The sequence below is a fragment of the Streptomyces sp. NPDC059454 genome (genome assembly GCF_042749965.1).
In the GTDB taxonomy this organism is placed as follows: domain Bacteria; phylum Actinomycetota; class Actinomycetes; order Streptomycetales; family Streptomycetaceae; genus Streptomyces.
Genome location: NZ_JBHYVC010000056.1, coordinates 26,364 through 50,706, shown reverse-complemented (window position 1 = coordinate 50,706; position 24,343 = coordinate 26,364). Strand labels below are relative to the sequence as shown.

Below are 24,343 nucleotides of genomic sequence, written 5' to 3'. Positions count from 1 at the left end.
GCCCCGGGATCCGGCGCCGTCGCGTCCGGTGGGCGTCAGGTCGCAGCGACCGTCACCGGGGCGAACCGCCGGCTCCAGTCCCCGGGTAGCTCTGTGATCCCGTACGTCATGACGTCGTTCGACGCCACGGACGCCAGCCCATGCTCCTTCGCCCAGCTCAGCAGTTCTTCGTGCCGCACATCGATGTCGGTGCGCAGCGGTCGGCCGGTGCGGGCGGCGAGCGAAGCGAGCAGTGCCTCGGCCGTCGCCGTGTCGCGGGCGATGAGCGGACCTACGACATGAGTGTCCATGTTGGGCCAGGCAGTCGCGTAACCGATGATCCGTCCGTCCTCCTCGGCGACGCGCAGCTGATCGGCGAAGGCGGGCAGGCGGGTGACGATGTGCGTCCGGTCGGCACCGAACACCTCCTCGTCGAGCCGGACGATCGCAGGGAGGTCCTCCGCGGTCGCGGCCCGGGTGGCGATCTCCGACCGGTCACCCGTGGGGACGAAGTGGCCGCGCAGCATCTCGGCACGGCCGGTGACCTTGAAACCGAGTTCCTCGTACAGCGGCCGGCCGCAGGGGGTCGCGTGCAGGGTGAGGGGTGTGGTGCCCATCGCCGAGACGATGTGACGCATGAGCCGGCGTCCCACGCCCCGGCGGGCATGCCGTTCGGCGACCAGGACCATGCCCACGGCCGCGAGGGCAGGCTGTTCCCGTGGCCCGTACTCGGTGACGACACAGGCCGCCACCAGGCCGCCCTCGGGATCGTCGATGCCGTAACCCGTCCCGGCCGCGAGGAGGAGGCCCCACTTGTGCTCCTCCCGTGGCCACCCCCGGTCCTCGGACAAGTCGGCGCAGGCGCTGAGGTCGCGGAGCGTCAGACGGCGGATGGGCAGAGAGGCAAGGGAAGGTGTCGGCACGCAGGTCAGGCTGTCCGACAGGGGGCTTCGGCGTCCACCCGTTTCAGGAGACTCGTGCGATCTTTTGGCCATGCCGTGGTCACGGGCGGAGCGCGGACACGGGCACGGGACGTTTCACGTGAAACATGCGAGAACGGCGCGTGGCCGATTCCTTCCGCCGGGCGATCTCCTCCGGCCTCATCGGGTCACCGGAGTACGCCACACAGGTGGGCACGCTTTGACCGGGTCTTACGGAGGAGGCGCCTGCGGCGGCGCTCGAAGCGGCTCCGTGCCGTATCGAACCGGGCTGGTTCCAACCCGGCTGGCATTGATCGCGGAAGACCTGCCGGGTCGCTGATCCGCAGGCAGCGTGAGCCAGGAATCCCCCTGCTCCGGCTGGAGGAGGATTCAAGGAGTCCGCGGCCCCGGCCGGGGTTCTCGGCGGGGCGGTCGGGGTCCGGATCGCCGACCGACTGCGCGCGGAGTTCGGAGTGGCCCGCAGATCGGGCGTCACCCCAGGTCGGGGGCGTGCATGGCGCGTACGCCCTCGATATTGCCGTCCAGGTAGTGCCGCAGCGAGAGCGGCACCAGATGGACGGAGGCGATCCCGACGCGGGTGAACGGCACGCGGACGATCTCGTACTCGCCGACGGGTTCGTCGATCTCCGGACCGTGGCGCAGGGACGGGTCCATGGATTCCAGGCGGCATACGAAGAAGTGCTGCACCTTCACACCGGTGGCACCGCCGTCCGCGCCGATGTGCTCCACAGTGTCGACGAAACAGGGCACCACATCGGTGATCTTCGCGCCGAGCTCCTCGTACACCTCCCGGTGCAGGGCGTCCACCACGGTGGAGTCCTCCGGCTCCACTCCGCCGCCAGGGGTGAGCCAGTAGGGATCCATGCCGGGTTTGGTGCGCTTGATCAGAATCAGGTTCTCGCCGTCCAGCAGAACGGCTCGGGCGGTGCGCTTGACCACGGGTCGGACGGTCATGGGGGAAATGTGGCCCGGCTGGTTCCACGTGAAACATCGCGAGAGGGCGGCGGTCGGCTTCCGGCAGTGTGACACCACCCCGGTGGATCAGCACCAGCCGGTGGCCGCCCGCTCCAGCCACTCGTGGGCCCGCGCGATGTGCGGCATCGCCAGTGTGCCGGTGCGGACCACCAGGAAGTAGGTGCGCAGCGGGGACACCGTCGGTTCGTGCAGGGCCACCACGTCACCCCGCTGGAGTGCGCCCGTGCAGAGGTAGCGGGGCAGTACCGCCAGCCCTGCTCCCGCGGTGGCACAGGCCAGCACCGCGCGTAGATCCGGGACGATGACGGTGCCGGGGGCGACAGGGCGGGAGTCGAAGACGGCGGCCCAGTAGCGGGCGAGGAAGGGCAGCGACTCGTGCACCTCGACCACCGGGACGTGTTCCAGGACCGAAGGACCCGTGCGGCGGAGCGTGCCGGAGCCGATTCGCTCGGCCCAGCGCGGGGCGGCGACCAGCACGTGCTCCTCGTCGCAGAGCGCGGTCGCCGAGAGCAGGGCGCCGCGTGGCCGGACCGTGCTGATGGCCAGATCGTGATGTCCGGCGGCCAGTCCCTCGATGACTTCCTCGGCGGTGCCGAAGGAGGCGCGCAGGGCGAAGCTCTGGCCGTCCTCTCCGGTCAGCTCCGTGAGCGCGGGCAGCGCCCGCTCGGCGGTGAACTCCGGAGGGCCGGCCAGATGCAGCGTCCGTAAGGAGGAGTCCTCCTCCAGTCCGGACTCGGCTATCTCCACCAGGGCGTCGAGATGCGGCGCCGCCTTGTGGGCGAGCTCGTCCCCGATGGTCGTCGGTGTCACACCGCGCGCCTGCCGAAGGAACAGGGGCCGGCCCAGCTGCCGTTCCAACGTCCGTATCTGCGAAGTGACGGCCGGCTGGGAGAGACCGAGCAGGGCGGCGGCACGGGTGAAGGAACCGGCCCGGTGCACGGTCACGAAGGTCCGTAGCAAGGCCAGATCCACGCCACACCCTCCCTCGCCGGCCCCGCTCCGGGCTCGGACGCCCAACTATAAATAAGTCGATAGGCTGCTGTCGCTACTGTGATTGGACACTGACACTGAGTCAACTAGCCTTGGTCACGCGGTTCTTCGCGCGCAGAACCGAGGACGGTCCGAGCCACGAGGGGGGAGGCTCGGACCGTCCGCCGCAGTGTGCCGGGCGCCTGCCGGCCCGGCCGGTCAGCCGGCTGATGCGTCCAGGGCCCGCAGTACGTCCGCGACCAGGTCCTTTGGGTCCTCGGCACCCACGGAGAAGCGGATGAAGCCCTCCGGCACCGCGTCCCCGCCCCAGCGGCCGCGCCGCTCCGCCGTGGACCGTACGCCGCCGAAACTCGTCGCGTCGTCCACGAGCCGCAGCGCGTCGAGGAAACGGTCCGCACGGGCGCGCGTGGGCAGCGTGAAGGACACCACGCACCCGTAGCGCCGCATCTGCTGCGAGGCGATCCTGTGCGAGGGATCGTCGGGCAGCCCCGGATAACGCAGCCCGGTGACCTCGGACCGCTCCCGCAGCGCCCGGGCGAGCGTCAGCGCGGTGGCGTTCTGCCGGTCGACGCGCAGCTGGAGCGTGGCGATCGAGCGGTGCGCGAGCCAGGCCTCCATGGGTCCCGGAACAGCACCGACGATCTTTCGCCAGCGGCGGACGGCGGCCATGGCCTCGGTGTTCCGGCCGGTGACGTAGCCCAGGAGCACGTCGCCGTGCCCGGTGAGCTGCTTGGTACCGCTGGCCACCGCGAAGTCGGCGCCGAGCTCCAGCGGGCGCTGGCCGAGCGGCGTCGCGAGGGTGTTGTCGACGGCGACCAGGGCGCCGCGCGCGTGTGCCGCCTCGGCGAGCCGTCGTACGTCGCACACGTCGAGCCCCGGATTCGAGGGCGTCTCGATCCACAGCAGCTTCGCGCCGTCGAGGACTTCGAGCTGGGCGTCACCGCCCGTCGGCGCGGTCCGCACCTCGACGCCGTACGTCTCCAGCTGGGCCCGTACCAAGGGCAGGGCCTGGTAGCCGTCGTCCGGCAGGACGGCCGCGTCCCCGGCGCGCAGCTGGGAGAAGAGCACCGAGGAGATCGCGGCCATGCCCGAGGCGAACACCAGGGCCTCGACGTCGTCCTGCCCGGGTGCCTCCAGCTCGCCGATGGCCCGTTCCAGCAGCGTCCAGGTCGGGTTCTCGTCCCGGCCGTAGGTGTACGGGCCGGTGGGGTCGCCCGGCAGATGGAAGTGGGCGGCGAACACGGGTCCTGGCAGGGTCGGCTCGTGCTTGACCGGCTCGGGAAGCCCGGCCCGCACCGCGCGGGTGCCGTCGCCCGCCCCGTCCGGCAGCGCCTGCCCGTGGCCCGCGCCCGTCGTCGAATCGTTCATGCCGCCCGTCCTTCCACCTGCTCGCGTACCGCGGCGAGCAGTCCGGTGCTCGCCGCCTCCACCATCTCAAGACACTCGTCGAATCCGTCCGCACCCCCGTAGTAGGGGTCCGGCACGTCGAGATCGTCGCCGGCGGCGGGATCGTAGGAGCGCAGCAGACGCACCTTGTCGGCGTCCCGGTCCGTGGGCGCGAGGCGGCGCAGCGCCCTGAGGTGGCCGGAATCGAGCGCGATGACGAGATCGAGGCGGGCGAACCAGGACGGGTCGAACCGCCGGGCCGTGTGGCCGGCGTCGTAGCCGTTCTCCCGCAGCACGGTCACCGTGCGGGGATCGGCGCCCTCGCCCTCGTGCCAGCCGCCCGTACCGGCGCTGTCCACCTCGACCGGGCCGTCGAGTCCGGCCTCCGCCACCCGCGCGCGGAAGACGGACTCGGCCATCGGGGAGCGGCAGATGTTGCCGGTGCAGACGAAGCAGACGCGATAGGTCATCGGCTTCAGTCCCCGTCGGGCAGGACGACGTTGAGCGCCCAGGAGACGACGGAGATGATCAGACCGCCCAGTACGGCCGTCCAGAAGCCCTCCACGTGGAAGCTCAGATCGAGCTGGTCGGCGAGCCAGGAGGTGAGCATCAGCATCAGCGCGTTCACCACCAGGGTGAACAGCCCGAGCGTCAGGATGAGCAGGGGGAGACTCAGCAGCTTCACCACCGGCTTGACCAGGAAGTTCACCAGACCGAAGATCAGTGCGACCAGTATGAGGGTGCCGATCTCCTTGCCCGTGCTGTCACCGGTCAGGGTGATGTCGTCGAGCAGCCACACCGCGACCGCCAGGGCGCCCGCGTTGGCGATCGTCTTGACTAGGAAATTCATCATGTGTCTGATCGTGGCAGACACGATCGGACTCGGGCAGTGAGGCAGGGGCGGGACAAGGCGATGAAGGCATTCCGGCTGGACGAACTGGAGGCGGAGCGCGCCGCCAACGACGGAGCGTATCTGCAGTTCCTGCGTGAGCGGAACATGTCGGTCGGCCTCTACGCCCTGGACGCCGGCGCCCAGGACCCGCAGCAGCCGCACAGCCAGGACGAGGTGTACTTCGTCGTCAGCGGCCGCGCGGCGATCACCGTCGGCATGGAGACCACCCAGGTGGCACGCGGCAGCGTCGTGTACGTACCGGCCGGAGTGGCCCACAAGTTCCACCACATCAGCGAGGATCTGCGGGTGCTGGTGGTGTTCTCTCCCCCCGAGAGCTGAGGGGTGCTGTCGGGGTTCCCTAGGGGGACGGTCAGGGGAGGACAAGGGATCCGGGGCCCCCGCCGGAGCACCTGCCGCCCTAGCATCGAGTGCAGGACATCATCGACGCGACCCGGCACTCGGCGGGCGGAGAGGTAAGGACAAGGGCGATGCGAGAGATCTTCGCGGGACTGCCGTGGTGGGTGAAGTGGATCGCGGTGCCGGTCATCGCCCTGGTCGTGTTCGGCGGGCTGATAGCGAGCGTGGTCGGCTTCGTGATCGGACTGCTCTTCAAGGTGCTGGTCTTCGTGGCGCTGGTCGGCGGACTGATCTACGTCGTACGGAAGTTCACATCGAGTTCCTCGTCGCGCAGCGACTGGTGAGCCGAGGGGGACCGGTGAAGCGGTAACAGGAATCACTGGTTCCCTCGGGCGGGGGAAGTTTCCCCGGCGGGCCGTCTGTGTGCGGTGACAGCCCGTTAGAGTCCGGAACTCGACGCGGGGACGATCCCCGCGAGCGGCGACCCCCACCCGTGTTCCCCGCACGGGCTGCCCCCTCGCGTTTCGGGAGTGACCCTTGGCCACCACTGGCACCGGCTCCGCGCAGATGACCGCGGTCCCTCCGCAGCCCCGCTCGCCGGCGCCCACCGCACCGCCGCCCACCGCGACCCTCATCGGCTCCGTCCAGCGGGCCATGCGCCTGCTGGAGACCGTCGCCGGACACGGCTACGGGGCTCCCGCCAAACAACTGGCCCGGGAGACCGGACTGGCGCTCCCCACCACGTACCACCTGTTGCGCACCCTGGTGCACGAGGGTTATCTGCGCCGCGACAAGGGGCTGTTCTTCCTGGGGGAAGCGGCAGAACGGCTGAGCAGCAGCGGAGCCGAGCAGAAACGTCGCAGCACGGTGGTCGACACCCTCGCCCGCTGGCGGGACGCGATCGGCGCCCCCGTGTACTACGCCGTGTACCGCGAGGGTGAGATCGACGTCGTCTGCGTCTCCGAGACCCCCGCCCATCCCGCGGTGGCGGAGTGGGCCGACTTCCGGGAGACCGGACACGCCCACGCGATCGGACAGTGCCTGCTCTCCCAGCTCGACGAGGAGGCGCGCCGCGACCACCTCGACCGCCATCCCGTGCGTCCCGTCACGCCGTACACCGTGCGCGACGACCACAGTCTGCTGAGGCGCCTGGAGCGGACGCGGCGGATGGGACCGGTGACGGAGCGTCAGGAGTATGTCCTGGGGACGGTGTGCGCGGCGATCCCCATCACCGTCGGCGGCACGGCCGCGTCGGTGGCCATCTCGCTGCCCGCACATCAGGCCGACCGGCTCGCCCTCGCGGCGCAGCGACTGCAGGCCGAGATGGGTCGTTTCGTCGGGTCACTCACGCTGTCTATCAGTATTTGAAAACTCACTCCTTGTGATCTGCTGTGTACTTTCAGCAAGATTCCCTCTGGTGTCCGGGTCCATGCCCGGCCAGTCCGTGGCGAATGACGGGGTAGGCGATGCGCGAATCCGTACAGGCAGAGGTCATGATGAGCTTTCTCGTGTCGGAGGAGCTGTCCTTCCGCATCCCGGTGGAGCTCCGCTACGACACCTGTGATCCCTACGCCGTACGGCTGACCTTCCACTTGCCGGGGGACGCTCCCGTGACCTGGGCGTTCGGCCGGGAGTTGCTGGTCGACGGCGTCGGCCGGCCGTGCGGGGAGGGCGACGTACGCGTCTCGCCGGTGGACCCCGACGCGCTGGGCGAGGTGCTGATCCGGCTTCAGGTCGGCAGCGACCAGGCGCTGTTCCGTTCCTCGACCGCACCGCTCGTGGCCTTCCTCGACCGCACCGACAAGCTGGTGCCACTGGGCCAGGAGGGGGCGCTCGCCGACTTCGACGCCCACCTCGACGACGCGCTGGACCGGATCCTGGCGGAGCAGAGCGCCGGCTGAAGCGTTATGCCAGTCGGGTGGGCCGGTGGCGGAACGCTTCAGCGCGTTCCGCCCGCCACGCGGGACATCAGCGCTTACGACGTCTGCCCCGCCCGCCGCGTCCCGCGGCCGGCCGAGCGTCCGGTGTCTGCCCGGTCCCCTGTGCCTGTGCCGGCCCGTGTCCCTGAGCCGTCGGGCGGTCGGCCGAGACCACCAGCGCGGCCAGGGCCGTGGTCACCGGCACCGAGGCCACCAGGCCGATCGAGCCGATCAGGGTGCGCACGATCTCCTCCGCGACCAGCTCGCTGTTGGTCACCGTCCCCACACCGCTCTGCGCGATGGAGAACAGCAGCAGCAGCGGCAGTGCGGCACCCGCGTAGGCGAGGACCAGCGTGTTGACCACGGACGCGATGTGATCGCGGCCGATGCGGATGCCCGCGCGGTACAGCCCGCGCCGGCCCGTCGACGGGTTGGCCTCGTGCAGTTCCCAGACCGCGGACGTCTGGGTGACCGTCACGTCGTCGAGGACACCGAGCGAGCCGATGATGACGCCGGCCAGCAGCAGACCGCTCATGTCGATCCCGGGATACAGCCCGTGGATCAGACCGGTGTTGTCGTCGGTGTTGCCGGTCAGCGCGGCCCACCCGATGAACACCGAGCCGAGGACGCCGATCAGCAGCAGCGAGATCAGTGTGCCGAGCACCGCCACCGAAGTACGCGCCGACAGTCCGTGACACAGATACAGCGCGATCAGCATGATCGCGCTCGCCCCCACCACCGCCACGACCAGCGGGTTCGACCCCTGCAGGATCGCGGGCAGGATGAAGAAGTTGAGCACCAGGAAGCTGATCGCCAGCGCGACCAGCGCCATCACGCCACGCAGTCGCCCCACGGCCACGACGGCGAGCGCGAAGATGCCCGCGAGCAGCGCCAACGGGAAGCGCCGGTTCACATCGGTGACCGAGTACTGGAGGTCCTCGGGCGCGGAGGGCTCGTAGGCGACCACGACCTCCTGGCCCTCGCTCAGCTGCCGGGACTGGTCCGGCTGCACGATCTCGTTGAACGTACGGCCCTTGTCGTCGCCGGTGTCGACCCGGATCGTCGCCTTCTTGCAGGTGCCGTCCGCCTGCTGCTGGGCGGACGAGCCCTCGGCCGTGGAGGTGTCGCCGGTCGGGACGCCCCCGGAGGCGTTGACGGACTGACAGCTCACCTCGACCACCTTGGTGACCGTGGCGTGCTGCGTCTGCCGGTCGAAGCCGACGCCGGTGCGCTCGTGTGCCGGGGCACCGCCCGGCCACAGCACGGCGAGTCCGATCAGCACCGCCGCCGCGAACGGGATCAGGATCGCCGCGATGACCTTGCGCAGGTGCTGGGAGACGGGTGCCGCCGGGCCGTGACCGTGGCTGTGTCCGTGCGCGTGGCCGTGACCACCGCCGTCCCCGGCGCCGGGTGTGCGCGACGGCTCGGGCGGTTGATACGGAGGAGGCTGATTGGGGGTCACCGCCCGATCATCGCAAGAACAGGAGGGGCCCTCTGTTCACCGCGCCAGAAATGACGCTAGCGTGGAGGCGCTTTTGTACACGCGGGAGCTCGGAGCACCGGGCTGAGAGGGCGCTGACCTCCGTCCCAACGACGTTTCACATGAAACATCACTGTAGGGCGAGTGATGTTTCCCACGGAACGTCGGCAGACGGAAACCGCTGCGTCGACCGCCGAACCTGTTACCGGGTAATGCCGGCGTAGGGAGTAGGTCTCATGACCAACAAGGACGCACGCACGCCTGCCTTCACGCAGGACCCGACGGAGACGTCGGTGAACGGGGAGGCCGGGAAGTCCATCGGCTGGCACAAGGCGTACGTCGAGGGCACACGCCCCGACCTGCGGGTGCCGGTCCGTCAGGTGCACCTCACCAACGGGCAGTCGGTCACGTTGTACGACACATCGGGCCCGTACACCGATCCACTCGTCGACACCGACGTCCGCCGGGGCCTGGCTCCGCTGCGGGAGAACTGGATCATCGCCCGCGGTGACACCGATGAGTACGCGGGCCGTCCCGTCCGTCCCGAGGACGACGGGATCAAGCACACCTCTCCACGCGGGGGCCTGCGCAATCTGGACGCCGTGTTCCCCGGCCGGCCGCGCCTGCCGCGCCGGGGCCGCGCGGGCCGGGCGGTCACGCAGTTGGCGTACGCGCGCCGCGGCGAGATCACGCCCGAGATGGAGTTCGTGGCGGTCCGGGAGAACGTCTCCCCCGAGGTGGTCCGTGAGGAGATCGCGGCGGGCCGGGCGGTGCTGCCGGCCAACGTCAACCATCCGGAGATCGAGCCGATGATCATCGGCAAGCGGTTCCTGGTGAAGGTCAACGCCAACATCGGCAACTCGGCGGTGACGTCCTCCATCGAGGAGGAGGTCGAGAAGATGACCTGGGCGACCCGCTGGGGCGCCGACACGGTCATGGACCTCTCCACCGGCCGGAACATCCACACCACCCGCGAGTGGGTGCTGCGCAACTCCCCTGTTCCCATCGGCACCGTGCCGCTCTACCAGGCCCTGGAGAAGGTCGACGGCCGGGCCGAGGAACTGACCTGGGAGATCTACAAGGACACGGTCGTCGAGCAGGCCGAGCAGGGCGTGGACTACATGACGGTCCACGCGGGCGTGCGCCTCGCGTACGTACCGCTCACCGCCAACCGCAAGACCGGCATCGTCTCCCGCGGTGGGTCGATCATGGCCGCGTGGTGCCTGGCGCACCACAAGGAGTCGTTCCTGTACGAGAACTTCGAGGAGCTCTGCGAGATCCTCGCCGCGTACGACGTCACGTACTCGCTCGGCGACGGCCTGCGACCCGGGTCGATCGCGGACGCCAACGACGAGGCACAATTCGCGGAGTTGCGCACGCTCGGGGAACTCAACACGATCGCGAAGCGTTTCAACGTTCAGACCATGATCGAGGGCCCGGGACATGTCCCGATGCACAAGATCAAGGAGAACATCGACCTTCAGCAGGAGATCTGCGATGAAGCCCCGTTCTATACGCTCGGCCCGCTGACGACGGACGTCGCGCCCGCGTACGACCACATCACGTCCGGCATCGGCGCCGCGATGATCGCCTGGTGGGGCACGGCCATGCTCTGCTACGTCACGCCCAAGGAGCACCTGGGCCTGCCCAACCGCGACGACGTCAAGACCGGCGTCATCACCTACAAGATCGCCGCCCACGCGGCCGACCTCGCCAAGGGCCACCCGGGTGCCCAGGAATGGGACGACGCGCTGTCCGACGCCCGCTTCGAGTTCCGGTGGGAGGACCAGTTCAACCTCGCCCTCGACCCGGACACGGCACGCGAGTTCCACGACGAGACCCTGCCGGCGGAACCCGCCAAGACGGCCCACTTCTGCTCGATGTGCGGCCCGAAATTCTGTTCGATGAAGATCTCCCAGGACATCCGTCGTGAACACGGCGGGAGCCGGGACGAGATCGAGGAGGGGATGGCACAGAAGTCGAAGGAGTTCGCGGAGGCGGGCAATCGCGTGTATCTGCCGATCACGGACTGAGCGTTCACCGCGGGCGGCGCGGGGGCGGTGCCCGTGGTGGGTGCCGCTCCCGCGGGGCGGCAGGTGCGGTTGCCCCTCCCCTCCGCCGGGGCGAGTGGGCAGACTGGCCGCATGACAGCGAGTCCGATGAACAAGGGGTCCAATCTTCCCGTCGATGCCCGCGTGGTGCGCGTTGAGCTCGCTTGGGCGGCCGGGGCCGGGGTGCCCGACATCGATGCCTCGGCGCTGCTCCTCACGGAGGCCGGGCGGGTACGGGACGACGGGGACTTCGTCTTCTACAACCAGTCTCGTCACGCGTCCGGCGCCGTGACACATCTCGGGAAACAGCGCGGCACACGGGACACGACCGACACCGTGGAGGTGGATCTGGGCGCCGTGGAAGGGATGGTCGAACGGATCGTGCTGTGCGCGTCGGCGGACGGCGGGACGTTCGGGCAGGTGCCGGGACTGGTGCTCAGGCTGCTCGACGCCGGGGCGGGGACCGAGCTGGCCCGGTTCGACATGGCGGCGGGGACGGAGACCGCTTTCATCGGCGGCGAGTTGTACCGGCGGCAGGGGAAGTGGAAGTTCCGGGCGGTGGGGCAGGGGTACGCCTCCGGGCTCGCGGGCCTGGCCACGGACTTCGGCATCACCGTGGACGACGTGCCCCCGGTCCCGCCGGCCACCGCGGCCCCGGCCCCGCCTCCCCCGCCCGTTCCTCCCGCGATGCCGGTCGCACCCGCCCGGCAGCCCTCCGCACCCGCCCGGCAGCCCTCCGCACCCCGTCCCCACCCCGGTGCCCCGCGGCTCACCAAGGGCGAGGAGCGGTTGCCCGTCGACATGCGCAAGCGGTTGTCGCTGCGCAAGGAGCAGGTGGCGGTCAGCCTGCACAAGCATGGGGCCGCCGGGGTCACCGCGCGCGTCATCCTCGTACTCGATGCCTCCGGGTCCATGTCCTTCCTGTACTCCAAGGGGGTCGTGGCCGACGTCGTCGAGCGGATGGCGGCGGTCGCGGCGCAGCTGGACGACGACGGTGAGATGCAGGCCTGGACGTTCGCCTCGAACCCGGCCCGGCTGCCGGATCTGCGGCTGGGGGAGCTTCCCGAGTGGCTGCGGCTGCATGTGCGCGTGGGGGAGGTGGGTCTGTTCCGGCGCGGGCGGAAGAAAGGGCTGGACCCCAGCCAGGTCGACATGCGGGACGTGGGCATCCAGAACGAGGAGCAGAAGGTCATCGCCGAGGTGCGCACGTTCGTCCGGGACCGTCCCGCGTCCGCTCCGACCCTCGTCCTGTTCTTCTCCGACGGTGGTGTCTACCGCAACAAGGAGATCGAGCACGAGCTCCGTGAGGCGGTGGAGGAACCGGTCTTCTGGCAGTTCGTGGGGCTGGGCAGATCCAACTACGGTGTGCTGGAGCGGTTCGACACACTGCCGGGACGCCGCGTCGACAACGTCGGGTTCTTCGCCGTCGACGACATCAGCACCGTGCCGGACGCGGAGTTGTACGACCGTCTGCTGTCCGAGTTCCCCCAGTGGATCACAGCCGCGGGACGGGCGGGGATTCTCTGAGACCCGGTCCGACCACTCGACCCGCCCGTCCGGCCCGATCACCCGGTCCGACCATCCACCCTGTCCATCCGGCTCGCGCCTCCGGAACGGAGAACGCAAGCCGACGGACGGGCCGCCCGGCTACTCCGGCTGGTGCTCCGGTCCCCCGAAGTCCGGGCTCGAGTAGTCCGGACTGGAGTAGCTCGGCCGTGTGCCACGGGCCGCCCCCTCCTCCGGGCTGGAGAAGCCCGGCCGGCCGTACCCCAGGTGCGGGATGCGGCCGGACGGCGGGGGTGGTGCCGTGTGCTGCAGCGCGGTGACCGTCGCCGGGTCGGTGAGCGCGTCCCGCAGGAACGGCAGGATCCCCCGCTCCAGCAGGGCCTCGCGCCAGGCGTCCCTGGCCAGGGACACCTCCCCGTCGAGTTCGCGGTACGGCCCGCCGAGCGCCGAGGGCTTGTTGCGCAGCGCGGTGAGCAGCAGGCCCACGGCGGCGACGAGGACGGCGACCGCCGTCACCGCGCCGAACACCCATCCCGTGGTGAGCATGGTCCGGGTGAACGCGGCGCCGGGATCGAGCATCCGCAGGACGTAGCCGACGAGCAGGAAGATCGTGGCCGCGGTTCCGGCCAGGACGGGTGCCAGGACGGCGACGACGGCGCCGGCGCCGGCGCCGGCGGTCTCGGCGACCTCTCCCACGGTGGCGGCGAACCCCACCGCGTTCGTGCCCGGCTCGCTGGAACCGGACTCGCGGACGGGCGGGGCGGACGACGCCGGTGGCCGGCGCAGTTCCTCGCGGACCTTCACATAGTGCTGGTACTCGGTCGCCGCGGCCGTCGTGATGATCGCGGTGGCGTTGAGCGCCATCGTGCGCAGTTGTTCCGAGTTGAGCCGCTGGCCGACCGCGGCCAGTTCCGGGTGGTGTGGTGCGGAGCGCAGCGCCTCATCGAGAATCCGCTCGTATTCCTGGCGGTCCTCGTTCAGCAGGTGCTGCGGAACGCTGTTCATGTGCATCCCCCGATGCTCCGTAGGGCTTGTGGCTCGGCATGCTGACGAGCCGTCGGGCAGAAACGGAGGGGAGCCTGCTACGGATAAGCCGATGGTAGAGCGGTGACGGCGCGCGGTGACAGGGGGTTTACCGAAATTGGCACGTGCACGGTGCGGTTGCGGGCCGCACGGTCACGGCCCGCTGAACCGTCAGACGCCCAGCGGCAGTTGCTGGACCAGCAGTTTTCCGGCCATGGTGACCCCGCCGTCCATCGCGATGGCGAGTCCGTCGGCGTAGACATGAGGTCCGGTGACCACGGGGCCGCCGTCGTCCTCGCCGTCCTCGGAACCGACTTCGCCCGTCAGATACGGGATCGGGCTGTGGCCGTGAACGACCCGGGTGCCGCCGTACGTATCCAGCAGGGAGCGCACCGCGTCGGCGCCGCCCTCGTCACGGAAGGAGAACCGCTTGGTGAACTTGCGGAACAGGTCCCAGACCTCGTCGGCGTCGTTGCGGGTGAGCGTTTCGCGGACGGTGTCGTTGACCTCTTCGATGGAGCGGCCGTAGTCGAGGTAGGCGGTGGTGTCGGAGTGCAGCAGCAGGTGGCCGTCGACCTCCTCGACGGCGTCGAGACGGGCCATCCACTGCAGGTGGTGGTCCTGGAGGCGGTCCATGTCGGTCTTCTGCCCGCCGTTGAGCAGCCAGGCCGCCTGGAAGGTGGCGGTGCCCGCGCCGGAGTTGACGGGGGTGTCGCCGAACCGCTTGGCACCGAGCAGCAGCAGCTCGTGGTTGCCCATGAGGGCCTTGCAGTAGCCGCCGGCGGCGGCGGCCTCGGCGGACAGCCGCATCACGAGGTCGATGACGCCGATGCCGTCCGGGCCGCGGTCGGTGAAGTCGCCGAGGAACCACAGCCGCGCGGTGCCGGCGCACCACTGGCCCGCCGGATCGAGCAGGCCCTGCTCCTGGAGGGCGGTCACCAGCTCGTCGAGGTAGCCGTGGACGTCGCCGACCACGTACAGCGGGCCCTGGCCGGTGGCGGGCTGCGGGGCGGGGACGGACGCGGGGTCGACGGTCACCTGAACAGTGTCACCCCGATTGATGACGGGGAGGTCCCGCTGGGTGGGTGTGTATCCCTCCGGGTAGGTCTCCTCGGAGGGCGGGACGACGTCGCCGGGGTGCGTGCTCTGGGCGTACGGACCGGTCTCGTGGACGTACGCGGGTACCCGGAAGTCGCGCAACGTCGCCGTCCGCTCCATCTCGGGTCCCTGACCGGCCCCCTGAGTCATCGACCCCTCCACCATCGCGCCGCTTCTGCACCGCGTCGGACTGCCTGGTCGCAGCGGCCCGCGGTGTCGTGGGCCCATCATAGGAATGCGGATCGCGCCGTGTGATGACCCAGGGGTGGTGAATCAGAGCGAGACTCCGGTTCGCTGCGGCTTTCGCCCTTTTTGGGCGGGTCTTCGGCGGGCCTGGCCGCACACCTTCCGCCGCCGACCGGCCCGCCCTCTCCCGGGAGCCCGGCCCGTTTCTCCCGGAGGGATGCCCGGGAAACACCTTCGCGTTCTCCTTCCGGAGAAGGAACCGTCCCTGTGGAGTCCGGACCCGCCCGCACGAGACCCTCCCCCGGGAGCGGAGTCGGTACCGCGTCCCGGCGCCACCCCGTAAGCGGAGCCGGTACCGGGCCCTGACGCCATCCCGCGAGTGGAACCGGTGCCGGGCCCTGACGCCATCCCGTAAGCGGAGCCGACACCGCCCCAGATGCCCCCGGACGCAGGACCCGGCGTGCGTGACGCGCCTTCCTCCGAGGCGTGGACGGGCGCCGAAGTCGCCGCTTTCCCCTTCGGAAGCGGAAGCTCCGCGCTCCGGGCCGCGGCACGCCCCCTTCGGTGACCTCGGCGACACGCGTCCTTCGGCGACCCCTGTGTCACGCCCCCTTCGGTGACCTCGGCGGGCTGACCGTAGTACGGGGCGGACGCCGCTGCGAGGAGGTCCGCACGATCAGCTCGGTCGGTATGACCTGCTCCACCGGCCGGTCCGAGTCGACCCCCTCGATGGCGTCGATGAGCAGCTGGATCACCGCCGTGCCGATGCGGCGCGGTTTGAGGGAGAGCGTGGTGACGGGCGGTTCGGCGTTGGCGTAGACCGTGGACTCGCTGCAGCAGACGAGCAGCAGGTCGTCCGGGACGCGCAGGCCGTAGCGGCGGGCGGCGGCGAGCAGATCGGTGCCGTTCGGATCGAACAGGCCGTAGACGGCGTCGGGCCGGTCGGGGCGGGCGAGCAGCCGGTCGGCGGCGACGGCGCCCGCGCACGGATCGTGCGCCGGGTAGGCCTCGTAGACCGGGTCCTGGCCCACGCGCTCGCACCAGCGCAGATACGCGGTGGTCGACAGGTGGGTGTACGTGTCGGTGGTGGTGCCGGTGAGCAGGCCGATGCGGCGGGCGCCGGCGTCGGCGAGGTGGTCGAGGATGCCGAGGACGGCGGCCTCGTGGTCGTTGTCGACCCAGGCGGTGACCGGCAGTGAGCCGGCCGGGCGGCCGTCGGAGACGACCGGTAAGCCCTGGCGGACCAGCTCGCTGACGACCGGGTCCTGGTCGGAGGGGTCGATGACGACCGTGCCGTCCAGGGCGACGTTGGACCACACGTCGTGGCGGGAGGTCGCGGGCAGGATGACGAGGGCGTAGCCGCGGGCGAGCGCGGCGGAGGTGGCGGCGCGCGCCATCTCGGCGAAGTACGCGAACTCGGTGAAGGTGAAAGGTTCATCCCCGTACGTCGTCACGGTCAGGCCGATGAGTCCGGACTTCCCGGTGCGGAGCGTACGGGCGGCGGCCGAGGGGCGGTACCCCAGTCTGTCGGCCACCTCGCGGACGTGGCGCCGGGTGGCGTCCGGGAGCCTGCCCTTGCCGTTGAGGGCGTCCGAGACGGTCGTGATGGAGACTCCGGCGGCGGCGGCCACGTCCCTGATGCCCGCTCTGCCCGGCCGGCCGCCTCGGCGTGAGGTATCCGCGCGGCTCACCTGGTGCTTCCCTGCTGCTGTCATGGCGAGCCGATAGTAGGGCTCATGCGGTGGGGTAGGGCGGACGCATATGCACGCGTTGACAGGCACGTTTCTGCATGATCATTAATGACCGATCGGCTTGGAAGTTAAGGGTGTTGAACGTTCCAATATCAGGACCTGACGTGTCGGCGCATGCGGACCTGTCGAGGGTGTGATGTTGCGAAGAGGTCTCAACTCACCTGCACGGGGGACGCGCGCCACGGCGTAAGCCACCGGCGCGTAGATATATGTACGGCGCGCCCCTGGCCCGCACGTCATTCGTACACCTTCGGGTTACGTTGCCCTTGTTGCCGCTGTGACGGACGGGGCCGGAGAGCAACCACCGCTCCTCTACGCGGCGGCGCCGAATCCTCATAAGGTGAGCAGTATTGGATGTCGGCGGCGGACACGGGTGCCGCCGGTCTTCGCGAGGAGGACTGCGGTGAGCGAGACGAGCCCCAAGCTGCGCGCCGAGCTGGAGGGGATCCCCACGTACAAGCCGGGCAAGCCGGCGGCGGCCGGCGGACCGGTGGCGTACAAGCTGTCCTCCAACGAGAACCCCTATCCGCCGCTGCCCGGCGTGATGGAGACCGTGACGGCCGCGGCCTCCTCCTTCAACCGGTACCCGGACATGGCCTGCACGGCGCTGATGGCCGAGCTGTCCGAGCGCTTCGCGGTCCCGGTCTCCCACCTGGCCACCGGCACCGGCTCGGTCGGCGTCGCCCAGCAGCTGCTGCAGGCCACGTCGGGTCCGGGCGACGAGGTGATCTACGCCTGGCGGTCCTTCGAGGCCTACCCGATCATCACGCAGGTCAGCGGCGCCACCTCGGTCCAGGTGCCGCTGACCCCGGGCGATGTGCACGACCTGGACGCGATGGCCGGGGCGATCACCGACCGGACCCGGCTGATTTTCGTCTGCAATCCCAACAACCCGACCGGCACAGTCGTGCGACGGGCCGAGCTGGAGCGCTTCCTCGACCGGGTGCCGAGCGATGTCCTGGTGGTGCTCGACGAGGCCTACCGCGAGTTCATCCGGGACACCGAGGTGCCGGACGGCGTCGAGATCTACCGGGAGCGGCCCAACGTCTGTGTCCTGCGGACCTTCTCCAAGGCGTACGGCCTGGCGGGGTTGCGCGTCGGTTTCGCCATCGCCCACGAGCCGGTGGCGGCGGCGCTGCGCAAGACGGCGGTGCCGTTCGGGGTGAGCCAGATCGCGCAGGACGCGGCGATCGCCTCGCTGCGCGCCGAGGACGAGCTGATCGGCCGGGTCGGCTCGCTGGTGTGCGAACGCAACCGGGTGATGGACGCGCTGCGGGCCCAGGGCTGGACGGTGCCCGAGACCCAGGCCAACTTCGTCTGGCTGCGGCTGGGGGAGCGCACGGCGTCGTTCGCGCAAGCGTGCGAGCAGGCGGGTGCGGTCGTCCGGCCGTTCCCCGGGGAGGGTGTGCGGGTCACGGTCGGCGAGACCGAGGCGAACGACATCTTCCTGAAGGTGGCGGAAGGCTTCCGCAAGGAGCTCTGACCGGCGCGTACGTCCAGGCGGCCGACGGCTTTCCCGTCGGCCGCCTTCGTGTGCGCCGGAGGGTGCGGCAAGGGGCCGATGTCACAGTGGACCCCCCTTCCAGGTCTGAAAAGCGGTAGGTCATAATTGCTTGTGAATGTGAACGCGTTCACAAGCGCATCCCGTTTTCGTCCGAGATGTCGAGGGACGAACGGGATCAAGCGGCCGCCGCGACCACGGCGAAGTAAGGAGCGACGACGTGGATCTGGCTCTGGCGCCGGAGACCCTGGCGCGATGGCAGTTCGGTATCACCACCGTCTACCACTTCCTCTTCGTTCCCCTGACGATCTCGCTCGCCGCCCTCACCGCGGGGCTGCAGACCGCCTGGGTGCGTACGGAGAAGGAGAAGTACCTCAGGGCGACGAAGTTCTGGGGCAAGCTCTTCCTGATCAACATCGCGATGGGCGTGGTCACCGGCATCGTGCAGGAGTTCCAGTTCGGCATGAACTGGTCCGACTACTCGCGGTTCGTCGGTGACGTCTTCGGCGCCCCGCTCGCCTTCGAGGCCCTGATCGCCTTCTTCTTCGAGTCCACCTTCATCGGGCTGTGGATCTTCGGCTGGGACAAACTGCCCAAGAGGATCCACCTGGCCTGCATCTGGATGGTCTCGATCGGCACCCTGCTGTCGGCGTACTTCATCCTCGCCGCCAACTCCTGGATGCAGCACCCGGTCGGCTACCGGATCAACGAGGAGAAGGGCCGCGCCGAACTCACCGACTTCTGGCTGGTGCTCACCCAGAACACCACGCTCAACCAGGTCTTCCACAGCTTCTCGGCGGCCTTCCTGACCGGCGGCGCCTTCATGGTGGGCATCGCCGCCTTCCACCTGATGCGTAAGAAGCACATCCCGGTGATGCGGACCTCGCTCCGGCTCGGTCTGGTCACCCTGGCGGTCGGCGGTCTGTTCACCGCGATCAGCGGCGACACCCTCGGCAAGGTCATGTACGAGCAGCAGCCGATGAAGATGGCCGCGGCCGAGGCCCTCTGGGACGGCGAGGAACCGGCCCCCTTCTCCGTGTTCGCCTACGGAGACGTGGACGAGGGCCACAACAAGGTCGCCCTGGAGATCCCCGGCCTGCTGTCCTTCCTCGCCCACAGTGACTTCGACTCGTACGTGCCCGGCATCAGCGACACCAACGAGGCCCTGCGGGAGAAGTTCGGCCCCGGTGACTACAAGCCCATCGTCCCCGTCGCCTACTGGGGCTTCCGCTGGATGATCGGCTTCGGCATGGCCTCCTTCTCGCTCGGCCTCCTCGGCCTGTGGCTCACCCGCAGGAAGTTCCTGCTGCCGCCCGCCCACCGCACCGGCGAGGACGAGGTCCCGCGCCTGGTGCTGCTGAAGGAGCCGCTCGGCACCCGGCTCACCCGGCTGTACTGGCTCCTGGCGCTGTGGACCATGGCGTTCCCGCTGATCGCCAACGCCTGGGGCTGGATCTTCACCGAGATGGGCCGGCAGCCCTGGGTCGTCTACGGCGTGATGCGGACCGAGGACGCGGTCTCCCCCGGTGTGTCCACGGCCGAGGTCGTCACCTCGATGTCCGTCTTCACCCTGCTCTACGCCGTCCTGGCCGTCATCGAGGTCAAGCTGCTCGCCAAGTACGTCAAGGCCGGCCCGCCCGAGCTCAGTGACTCCGACCTCAACCCGCCCACGAAGCTCGGTGGCGACGTCCGTGACGTCGACAAGCCGATGGCCTTCTCGTACTAGGCCGAGGGAGCCGCACCGTCATGGAACTGCACGACGTCTGGTTCGTACTGATCGCCGTCCTGTGGACCGGCTACTTCTTCCTGGAGGGCTTCGACTTCGGGGTCGGCGTCCTCACCCGGCTGCTCGCCCGCGACCGGGCCGAGAAGCGGGTGCTGATCAACACCATCGGCCCCGTCTGGGACGGCAACGAGGTGTGGCTGCTCACGGCCGGCGGCGCGACCTTCGCCGCCTTCCCCGAGTGGTACGCCACGCTCTTCTCCGGCTTCTACCTGCCGCTGCTGGCCATCCTGGTCTGCCTGATCATCCGCGGTGTCGCCTTCGAGTACCGGGCGAAGCGACCGGAGGAGAGCTGGCAGCGCAACTGGGAGACGGCGATCTTCTGGACCTCGCTGATCCCGGCGTTCCTGTGGGGCGTGGCCTTCGGGAACATCGTGCACGGTGTGAAGATCGACGCCGAGTTCGAGTACGTGGGCGGCGTCTGGGACCTGCTCAACCCGTACGCGCTGCTGGGCGGCCTGGTCACACTGACGCTGTTCACCTTCCACGGCACGGTCTTCACGGCGCTGAAGACGGTCGGCGAGATCCGGGAGCGGGCACGGAAGCTGGCCCTGCGCGTGGGTCTGGTCACGGCGGTCCTGGCGTCGGCCTTCCTGCTGTGGACCCAGGCCGACCGCGGTGACGGCACCAGCCTGGTCGCGCTGGCCGTGGCGGTCGCCTCGCTGGTCGCCGCGCTGACGGCGAACCAGGCGGGACGCGAGGGGTGGGCGTTCGCCCTGTCCGGCGTCACCATCGTGGCCGCCGTGGCGATGTTCTTCCTGACGCTGTTCCCGAACGTCATGCCGTCCACGCTGGACGCCGACTGGAGCCTGACCGTCACCAACGCCTCCTCCAGCCCCTACACCCTGAAGATCATGACCTGGCTGGCGGTGATCGCCACGCCGGTGGTGCTGCTCTACCAGGGCTGGACGTACTGGGTGTTCCGTAAGCGGATAGGCACCCAGCACATCGCCGATCCCGTGCACTGAGGTGTGTTTCACGTGAAACCGATCGACCCGCGTCTTCTCCGGTACGCCCGCGCCACCCGTGGCTTCCTGGTGGCGGTCGTCGGCCTGGGCGCCGTCGGCGCGGTGCTGGTCATCGCCCAGGCCATGCTCATCGCCGAGATCGTGGTGGGCGCGTTCCAGGACGGACTGTCCGTCGGTGAACTCGGCACTCCCCTGCTGCTTCTCGTCGGCGTGGCGGCCGGCCGCGGTCTGGTCGGCTGGCTGACCGAGCTGGCCGCGCACCGGGCGAGCGCCGCGGTGAAGTCGGAGCTGCGGGAGCGGTTGCTGGAGCGGGCGACGGCGCTGGGGCCGGGATGGCTGGACGGTCAGCGCACCGGATCGCTGGTCGCCCTGGCCACCCGGGGGATCGACGCCCTCGACGGCTACTTCTCGCGCTACCTCCCCCAGCTGGGGCTCGCGGTGGTCGTCCCGGTGGCGGTGCTGGCGCGGATCGTCACCGAGGAGTGGGTCTCGGCGGCGATCATCGTGGGCACCCTGCCGCTCATCCCGGTCTTCATGGTGCTGATCGGCTGGGCCACCCAGTCCCGGATGGACCGCCAGTGGCTGGTGCTGTCCCGGCTGTCCGGCCACTTCCTGGACGTCGTCGCCGGACTGCCGACGCTGAAGGTCTTCGGACGGGCCAAGGCCCAGGCGGAGTCCATCCGCCGGATCACCGCCGAGTACCGGCGGGCGACCATGCGGACGCTGCGGATCGCCTTCATCTCCTCCTTCGCGCTGGAACTGCTCGCCACGCTCTCGGTGGCACTGGTCGCGGTGACGATCGGCATGCGGCTCGTGTACGGCGAGATGGACCTCTACACCGGCCTGATCGTCCTGATCCTGGCGCCCGAGGCCTATCTGCCGCTGCGGCAGGTCGGTGCCCAGTACCACGCGGCCGCGGAGGGCCTCGGGGCGGCCGAGGAGATCTTCTCGGTACTGGAGACGCCGGTGCCCGTGCCGGGGACGGCGGCGGTGCCGACGGGCGTCCTCGCCTTCGAGGACGTGACGGTCCGCTATCCGGACCGGTCCACGGACGCGGTGACGGACGTGTCCTTCACCGTCGCCCCCGGGGAGACGGTGGCGCTCGTCGGACCGAGCGGCTCGGGCAAGTCGACCCTGCTGAACGTGCTGCTCGGGTTCGTCCGCCCCACCGGGGGCCGGGTGCGGATCGGGGGAGCCGATCTCGGCGGACTCGACCTCGCCGAGTGGCACGGCCGCGTCGCCTGGGTGCCGCAGCGGCCGCATCTGTACGCCGGGACGATCACCGAGAACGTACGGCTGGCCCGGCCCGACGCGGACGACGACGCCGTGCGGCGCGCCCTGCGGGACGCCGGGGCACTGGAGTTCGTGGACGCGCTGCCCGACGGCGCCCAGGCCGTGCTGGGCGAGGACGGAGCGGGACTGTCGGCCGGGCAGCGGCAGCGGCTCGCACTGGCCCGCGCCTTCCTCGCGGACCGGCCCGTCCTGCTGCTCGACGAGCCGACGGCGGCGCTGGACGGCGCCACCGAGGCCGATGTCGTGGCGGCGGTACGGCGGCTGGCCGCCGGCCGGACGGTGCTGCTCGTGGTGCACCGGCCGGCGTTGCTGGCCGTGGCGGACCGGGTGGTGCGACTCGCCGAACCGGCTCCCGCGGCCCCCGGGGAGTCCCCGCGCCGAGAGGTCCACACCGCGACGGCCGGCGAAACGGCCCCCGTACCGGACAGCGGGCCCGCCGAGCACGAGGACCGGGGACCGGTTCCGGGCGGTGTCCTCGCCCGCGTCCGTGCCCTGTCCGGCGCCCGGCGGGGGAGGATCACCCTCGCGCTGCTGCTCGGCACCCTCGCCCTGGGCAGCGCCGTCGGGCTCATGGCGACCTCCGGGTGGCTCATCTCCCGGGCCTCGCAGCAGCCGCCCGTGCTGTATCTGATGGTGGCCGTGACGGCGACCCGCGCCTTCGGCATCGGCCGGGCCGTGTTCCGTTACGCCGAGCGGCTCGTGTCGCACGACGCCGTGCTGCGCATGCTGGCCGACACCCGCGTCGCGGTGTACCGGCGCCTTGAGCGGCTGGCACCCGCCGGACTGCGCGGCGCCCGCCGGGGCGACCTGCTCTCCCGGCTGGTCTCCGACGTGGACGCGCTCCAGGACTACTGGCTGCGCTGGCTGCTGCCGGCCGGTGCGGCCGTCGCCGTCTCCGCCCTGTCCGTCGGCTTCACCGCCTGGCTGCTGCCCGAGGCCGGAGCCGTGCTCGCGGCCGGGCTGCTCGCGGCGGGCGCCGGTGTGCCCCTGCTCACCGGCGCCGTGGCCCGTCGCGCGGAACGCAGGCTGGCACCGGCGCGTGGCGTCCTCGCGACCCGGGTGACCGATCTGCTCACCGGCACCGCGGAGCTGACCGTGGCCGGCGCCCTGCCCGCGCGGACCGCGGAGACGCGCCGGGCCGACGGCACGCTCACCCGGATCGCCTCGCGCGCCGCCACCGCCACCGCGCTCGGCGACGGGCTCACCGCACTGATCTCCGGACTGACCGTCGCGGCCGCCGCCCTCGTCGGCGCCCAGGCCGTGGCCACCGGCCGGCTGGACGGTGTGGCCCTCGCCGTGGTCGTCCTCACCCCGCTGGCCGCGTTCGAGGCCGTCCTCGGGATGCCGCTCGCCGTGCAGTACCGGCAGCGGGTGCGCCGCAGCGCCGAGCGCGTGTACGAGGTCCTGGACGCCCCGGCTCCCGTACGGGAGCCGGAGACGCCCCGGCAGGCGCCCGCGTCGCCGTTCCCGCTGGTGGTCAAGGGGCTGGCCGCCCGGCACCCAGGGCAGGACCGGGACGCGCTCGCCGGGGTGGACCTGACGCTCGAGCGGGGCCGCCGCGTCGCGGTGGTCGGCCCCTCCGGGTCGGGCAAGACGACCCTCGCGCAGACGCTGCTGCGGTTCCTGGACCCGGGCGCGGGCTCCTACACACTGGCCGGGGTGGACGCGTACGCCCTGGACGGCGACGACGTACGGCGGCTGGTCGGACTGTGCGCGCAGGACGCGCACCTCTTCAACAGCTCGGTACGGGAGAACCTGCTGCTCGCCAGGAAGGACGCGACCGAGGACGAGCTGCGCGACGCTCTTGGCCGGGCCCGGCTGCTGGAGTGGGCCGACGGCCTGCCCGAGGGGCTCGACACGTTCGTCGGCGAGCACGGGGCGCGGCTGTCCGGCGGGCAGCGGCAGCGGCTGGCGCTCGCCCGGGCGCTGCTCGCGGACTTCCCCGTGCTGGTGCTGGACGAACCCGCCGAACACCTCGACCTGCCGACCGCCGACGCGCTCACCGCCGACCTGCTGGCCGCCACCGAGGGCCGTACGACGCTGCTCATCACCCACCGGCTGGCCGGCCTGGAGGCGGTGGACGAGGTCGTCGTGCTGGACGAGGGACGGGTGGTGCAGCGCGGGCCGTACGCCGAACTGGTGGCCGTAGCGGGTCCGTTGCGGGCCATGGCGCGCCGGGAGGAGCAGGCCGGGCTCCTGGTGGCGGCACGCTAGCCCGGTGGACGCCCCTCGCGTGACGTGGCGTCAAGCAGGGAGGGGAAGAC

20 protein-coding genes and 1 riboswitch are annotated in these 24,343 nt (G+C 70.6%); of the genes, 10 read left to right on the top strand and 10 right to left on the bottom strand.

The window, feature by feature from the left end; genetic code table 11:
- Nucleotides 1-35 precede the first annotated feature (35 nt).
- From ACFXAE_RS28610 to ACFXAE_RS28585, 6 genes are all read right to left on the bottom strand, one after another.
- Nucleotides 36-902 (bottom strand): GNAT family N-acetyltransferase, encoded by an 867-nt coding sequence (locus tag ACFXAE_RS28610; RefSeq protein ID WP_384719960.1) that lies wholly within the window; start codon nucleotides 900-902, stop codon nucleotides 36-38.
- Nucleotides 903-1,391: 489 nt separating this feature from the next.
- Entirely contained in the window at nucleotides 1,392-1,874 is a 483-nt protein-coding gene (locus ACFXAE_RS28605; protein WP_384719958.1) for an NUDIX domain-containing protein, read from the bottom strand.
- 87 nt (nucleotides 1,875-1,961) lie between these two features.
- Nucleotides 1,962-2,867 carry a LysR family transcriptional regulator gene (locus ACFXAE_RS28600; RefSeq protein ID WP_384719956.1) on the bottom strand — a complete coding sequence of 302 codons (906 nt, stop codon included), beginning with the start codon at nucleotides 2,865-2,867 and terminating at the stop codon, nucleotides 1,962-1,964.
- 216 nt (nucleotides 2,868-3,083) lie between these two features.
- Nucleotides 3,084-4,253 (bottom strand): cystathionine gamma-lyase, encoded by a 1,170-nt coding sequence (locus tag ACFXAE_RS28595; protein ID WP_384719954.1) that lies wholly within the window; start codon nucleotides 4,251-4,253, stop codon nucleotides 3,084-3,086.
- Nucleotides 4,250-4,741, bottom strand: a complete 492-nt coding sequence (locus ACFXAE_RS28590; protein WP_384719952.1) for a low molecular weight protein-tyrosine-phosphatase — start codon at nucleotides 4,739-4,741, stop codon at nucleotides 4,250-4,252. Before ACFXAE_RS28590 ends, ACFXAE_RS28595 begins: the two co-directional genes overlap by 4 nt.
- A 5-nt stretch (nucleotides 4,742-4,746) precedes the next feature.
- Nucleotides 4,747-5,124: a phage holin family protein gene (locus ACFXAE_RS28585; protein WP_384719950.1), complete on the bottom strand. Its 378-nt coding sequence runs from the start codon at nucleotides 5,122-5,124 to the stop codon at nucleotides 4,747-4,749.
- Between the two features lie 60 nt (nucleotides 5,125-5,184).
- Between ACFXAE_RS28585 and ACFXAE_RS28580 the strand changes: the two genes are divergently transcribed.
- From ACFXAE_RS28580 to ACFXAE_RS28565, 4 genes are all read left to right on the top strand, one after another.
- On the top strand, nucleotides 5,185-5,502 hold the full coding sequence (locus ACFXAE_RS28580) for a cupin domain-containing protein (RefSeq protein WP_004929283.1): 318 nt from the start codon (nucleotides 5,185-5,187) through the stop codon (nucleotides 5,500-5,502).
- A 149-nt stretch (nucleotides 5,503-5,651) separates the two neighbouring features.
- Nucleotides 5,652-5,864 carry a DUF5326 family protein gene (locus tag ACFXAE_RS28575; protein ID WP_030048440.1) on the top strand — a complete coding sequence of 71 codons (213 nt, stop codon included), beginning with the start codon at nucleotides 5,652-5,654 and terminating at the stop codon, nucleotides 5,862-5,864.
- Between the two features lie 310 nt (nucleotides 5,865-6,174).
- The gene (locus ACFXAE_RS28570; RefSeq protein WP_384719964.1) at nucleotides 6,175-6,888 is read left to right on the top strand and encodes an IclR family transcriptional regulator; all 714 of its coding nucleotides are present in this window, start codon (nucleotides 6,175-6,177) and stop codon (nucleotides 6,886-6,888) included.
- Nucleotides 6,889-6,986: 98 nt separating this feature from the next.
- Nucleotides 6,987-7,421 carry an SsgA family sporulation/cell division regulator gene (locus ACFXAE_RS28565; protein WP_384719948.1) on the top strand — a complete coding sequence of 145 codons (435 nt, stop codon included), beginning with the start codon at nucleotides 6,987-6,989 and terminating at the stop codon, nucleotides 7,419-7,421.
- A 67-nt stretch (nucleotides 7,422-7,488) separates the two neighbouring features.
- Here the strand turns inward: ACFXAE_RS28565 and ACFXAE_RS28560 are convergent, their stop codons facing one another.
- Nucleotides 7,489-8,901 carry a YibE/F family protein gene (locus ACFXAE_RS28560; protein WP_384719946.1) on the bottom strand — a complete coding sequence of 471 codons (1,413 nt, stop codon included), beginning with the start codon at nucleotides 8,899-8,901 and terminating at the stop codon, nucleotides 7,489-7,491.
- 71 nt (nucleotides 8,902-8,972) lie between these two features.
- A riboswitch (TPP riboswitch) is annotated at nucleotides 8,973-9,163 on the top strand.
- Between ACFXAE_RS28560 and thiC the strand changes: the two genes are divergently transcribed.
- Entirely contained in the window at nucleotides 9,156-10,952 is a 1,797-nt protein-coding gene (gene thiC, locus ACFXAE_RS28555) for a phosphomethylpyrimidine synthase ThiC (protein WP_384719944.1), read from the top strand. (Overlaps the previous riboswitch by 8 nt.)
- A gap of 126 nt (nucleotides 10,953-11,078) precedes the next feature.
- Nucleotides 11,079-12,497 (top strand): VWA domain-containing protein, encoded by a 1,419-nt coding sequence (locus ACFXAE_RS28550; RefSeq protein ID WP_384719962.1) that lies wholly within the window; start codon nucleotides 11,079-11,081, stop codon nucleotides 12,495-12,497.
- 120 nt (nucleotides 12,498-12,617) lie between these two features.
- Here the strand turns inward: ACFXAE_RS28550 and ACFXAE_RS28545 are convergent, their stop codons facing one another.
- From ACFXAE_RS28545 to ACFXAE_RS28535, 3 genes are all read right to left on the bottom strand, one after another.
- Nucleotides 12,618-13,487, bottom strand: a complete 870-nt coding sequence (locus tag ACFXAE_RS28545; protein ID WP_384719942.1) for a hypothetical protein — start codon at nucleotides 13,485-13,487, stop codon at nucleotides 12,618-12,620.
- A gap of 183 nt (nucleotides 13,488-13,670) precedes the next feature.
- Nucleotides 13,671-14,762 carry a metallophosphoesterase gene (locus tag ACFXAE_RS28540; RefSeq protein ID WP_384719940.1) on the bottom strand — a complete coding sequence of 364 codons (1,092 nt, stop codon included), beginning with the start codon at nucleotides 14,760-14,762 and terminating at the stop codon, nucleotides 13,671-13,673.
- Between the two features lie 623 nt (nucleotides 14,763-15,385).
- Nucleotides 15,386-16,498: a LacI family DNA-binding transcriptional regulator gene (locus ACFXAE_RS28535; RefSeq protein WP_384719938.1), complete on the bottom strand. Its 1,113-nt coding sequence runs from the start codon at nucleotides 16,496-16,498 to the stop codon at nucleotides 15,386-15,388.
- Between the two features lie 439 nt (nucleotides 16,499-16,937).
- On the opposite strand from ACFXAE_RS28535, the gene hisC reads away from it, so the two are divergent.
- The 4 genes from hisC to cydD all read left to right on the top strand — a co-directional run bounded on the left by hisC (nucleotide 16,938) and on the right by cydD (nucleotide 24,293).
- Nucleotides 16,938-18,017, top strand: coding sequence for a histidinol-phosphate transaminase (gene hisC, locus ACFXAE_RS28530; RefSeq protein WP_384719936.1), 1,080 nt, complete (start codon nucleotides 16,938-16,940; stop codon nucleotides 18,015-18,017).
- A gap of 238 nt (nucleotides 18,018-18,255) precedes the next feature.
- Entirely contained in the window at nucleotides 18,256-19,761 is a 1,506-nt protein-coding gene (locus ACFXAE_RS28525; protein ID WP_384719934.1) for a cytochrome ubiquinol oxidase subunit I, read from the top strand.
- Nucleotides 19,762-19,781: 20 nt separating this feature from the next.
- Nucleotides 19,782-20,786 carry a cytochrome d ubiquinol oxidase subunit II gene (gene cydB, locus ACFXAE_RS28520; protein ID WP_384719932.1) on the top strand — a complete coding sequence of 335 codons (1,005 nt, stop codon included), beginning with the start codon at nucleotides 19,782-19,784 and terminating at the stop codon, nucleotides 20,784-20,786.
- Nucleotides 20,787-20,798: 12 nt separating this feature from the next.
- On the top strand, nucleotides 20,799-24,293 hold the full coding sequence (cydD, locus tag ACFXAE_RS28515; RefSeq protein ID WP_384719930.1) for a thiol reductant ABC exporter subunit CydD: 3,495 nt from the start codon (nucleotides 20,799-20,801) through the stop codon (nucleotides 24,291-24,293).
- Nucleotides 24,294-24,343 lie beyond the last annotated feature (50 nt).

What these genes read in the sequence shown, in the direction of transcription:
- ACFXAE_RS28595 (WP_384719954.1), bottom strand. Translation starts at nt 4,253, where the DNA reads ATGAACGATTCGACGACGGGCGCGGGCCACGGGCAGGCGCTGCCGGAC.
- ACFXAE_RS28535 (WP_384719938.1), bottom strand. Translation starts at nt 16,498, where the DNA reads ATGACAGCAGCAGGGAAGCACCAGGTGAGCCGCGCGGATACCTCACGC.
- ACFXAE_RS28550 (WP_384719962.1), top strand. Translation starts at nt 11,079, where the DNA reads ATGAACAAGGGGTCCAATCTTCCCGTCGATGCCCGCGTGGTGCGCGTT.
- cydB (WP_384719932.1), top strand. Translation starts at nt 19,782, where the DNA reads ATGGAACTGCACGACGTCTGGTTCGTACTGATCGCCGTCCTGTGGACC.
- ACFXAE_RS28540 (WP_384719940.1), bottom strand. Translation starts at nt 14,762, where the DNA reads ATGGTGGAGGGGTCGATGACTCAGGGGGCCGGTCAGGGACCCGAGATG.
- thiC (WP_384719944.1), top strand. Translation starts at nt 9,156, where the DNA reads ATGACCAACAAGGACGCACGCACGCCTGCCTTCACGCAGGACCCGACG.
- ACFXAE_RS28570 (WP_384719964.1), top strand. Translation starts at nt 6,175, where the DNA reads ATGCGCCTGCTGGAGACCGTCGCCGGACACGGCTACGGGGCTCCCGCC.
- ACFXAE_RS28585 (WP_384719950.1), bottom strand. Translation starts at nt 5,124, where the DNA reads ATGATGAATTTCCTAGTCAAGACGATCGCCAACGCGGGCGCCCTGGCG.
- ACFXAE_RS28590 (WP_384719952.1), bottom strand. Translation starts at nt 4,741, where the DNA reads ATGACCTATCGCGTCTGCTTCGTCTGCACCGGCAACATCTGCCGCTCC.
- ACFXAE_RS28605 (WP_384719958.1), bottom strand. Translation starts at nt 1,874, where the DNA reads ATGACCGTCCGACCCGTGGTCAAGCGCACCGCCCGAGCCGTTCTGCTG.
- ACFXAE_RS28545 (WP_384719942.1), bottom strand. Translation starts at nt 13,487, where the DNA reads ATGCACATGAACAGCGTTCCGCAGCACCTGCTGAACGAGGACCGCCAG.
- ACFXAE_RS28580 (WP_004929283.1), top strand. Translation starts at nt 5,185, where the DNA reads ATGAAGGCATTCCGGCTGGACGAACTGGAGGCGGAGCGCGCCGCCAAC.
- ACFXAE_RS28575 (WP_030048440.1), top strand. Translation starts at nt 5,652, where the DNA reads ATGCGAGAGATCTTCGCGGGACTGCCGTGGTGGGTGAAGTGGATCGCG.
- ACFXAE_RS28565 (WP_384719948.1), top strand. Translation starts at nt 6,987, where the DNA reads ATGCGCGAATCCGTACAGGCAGAGGTCATGATGAGCTTTCTCGTGTCG.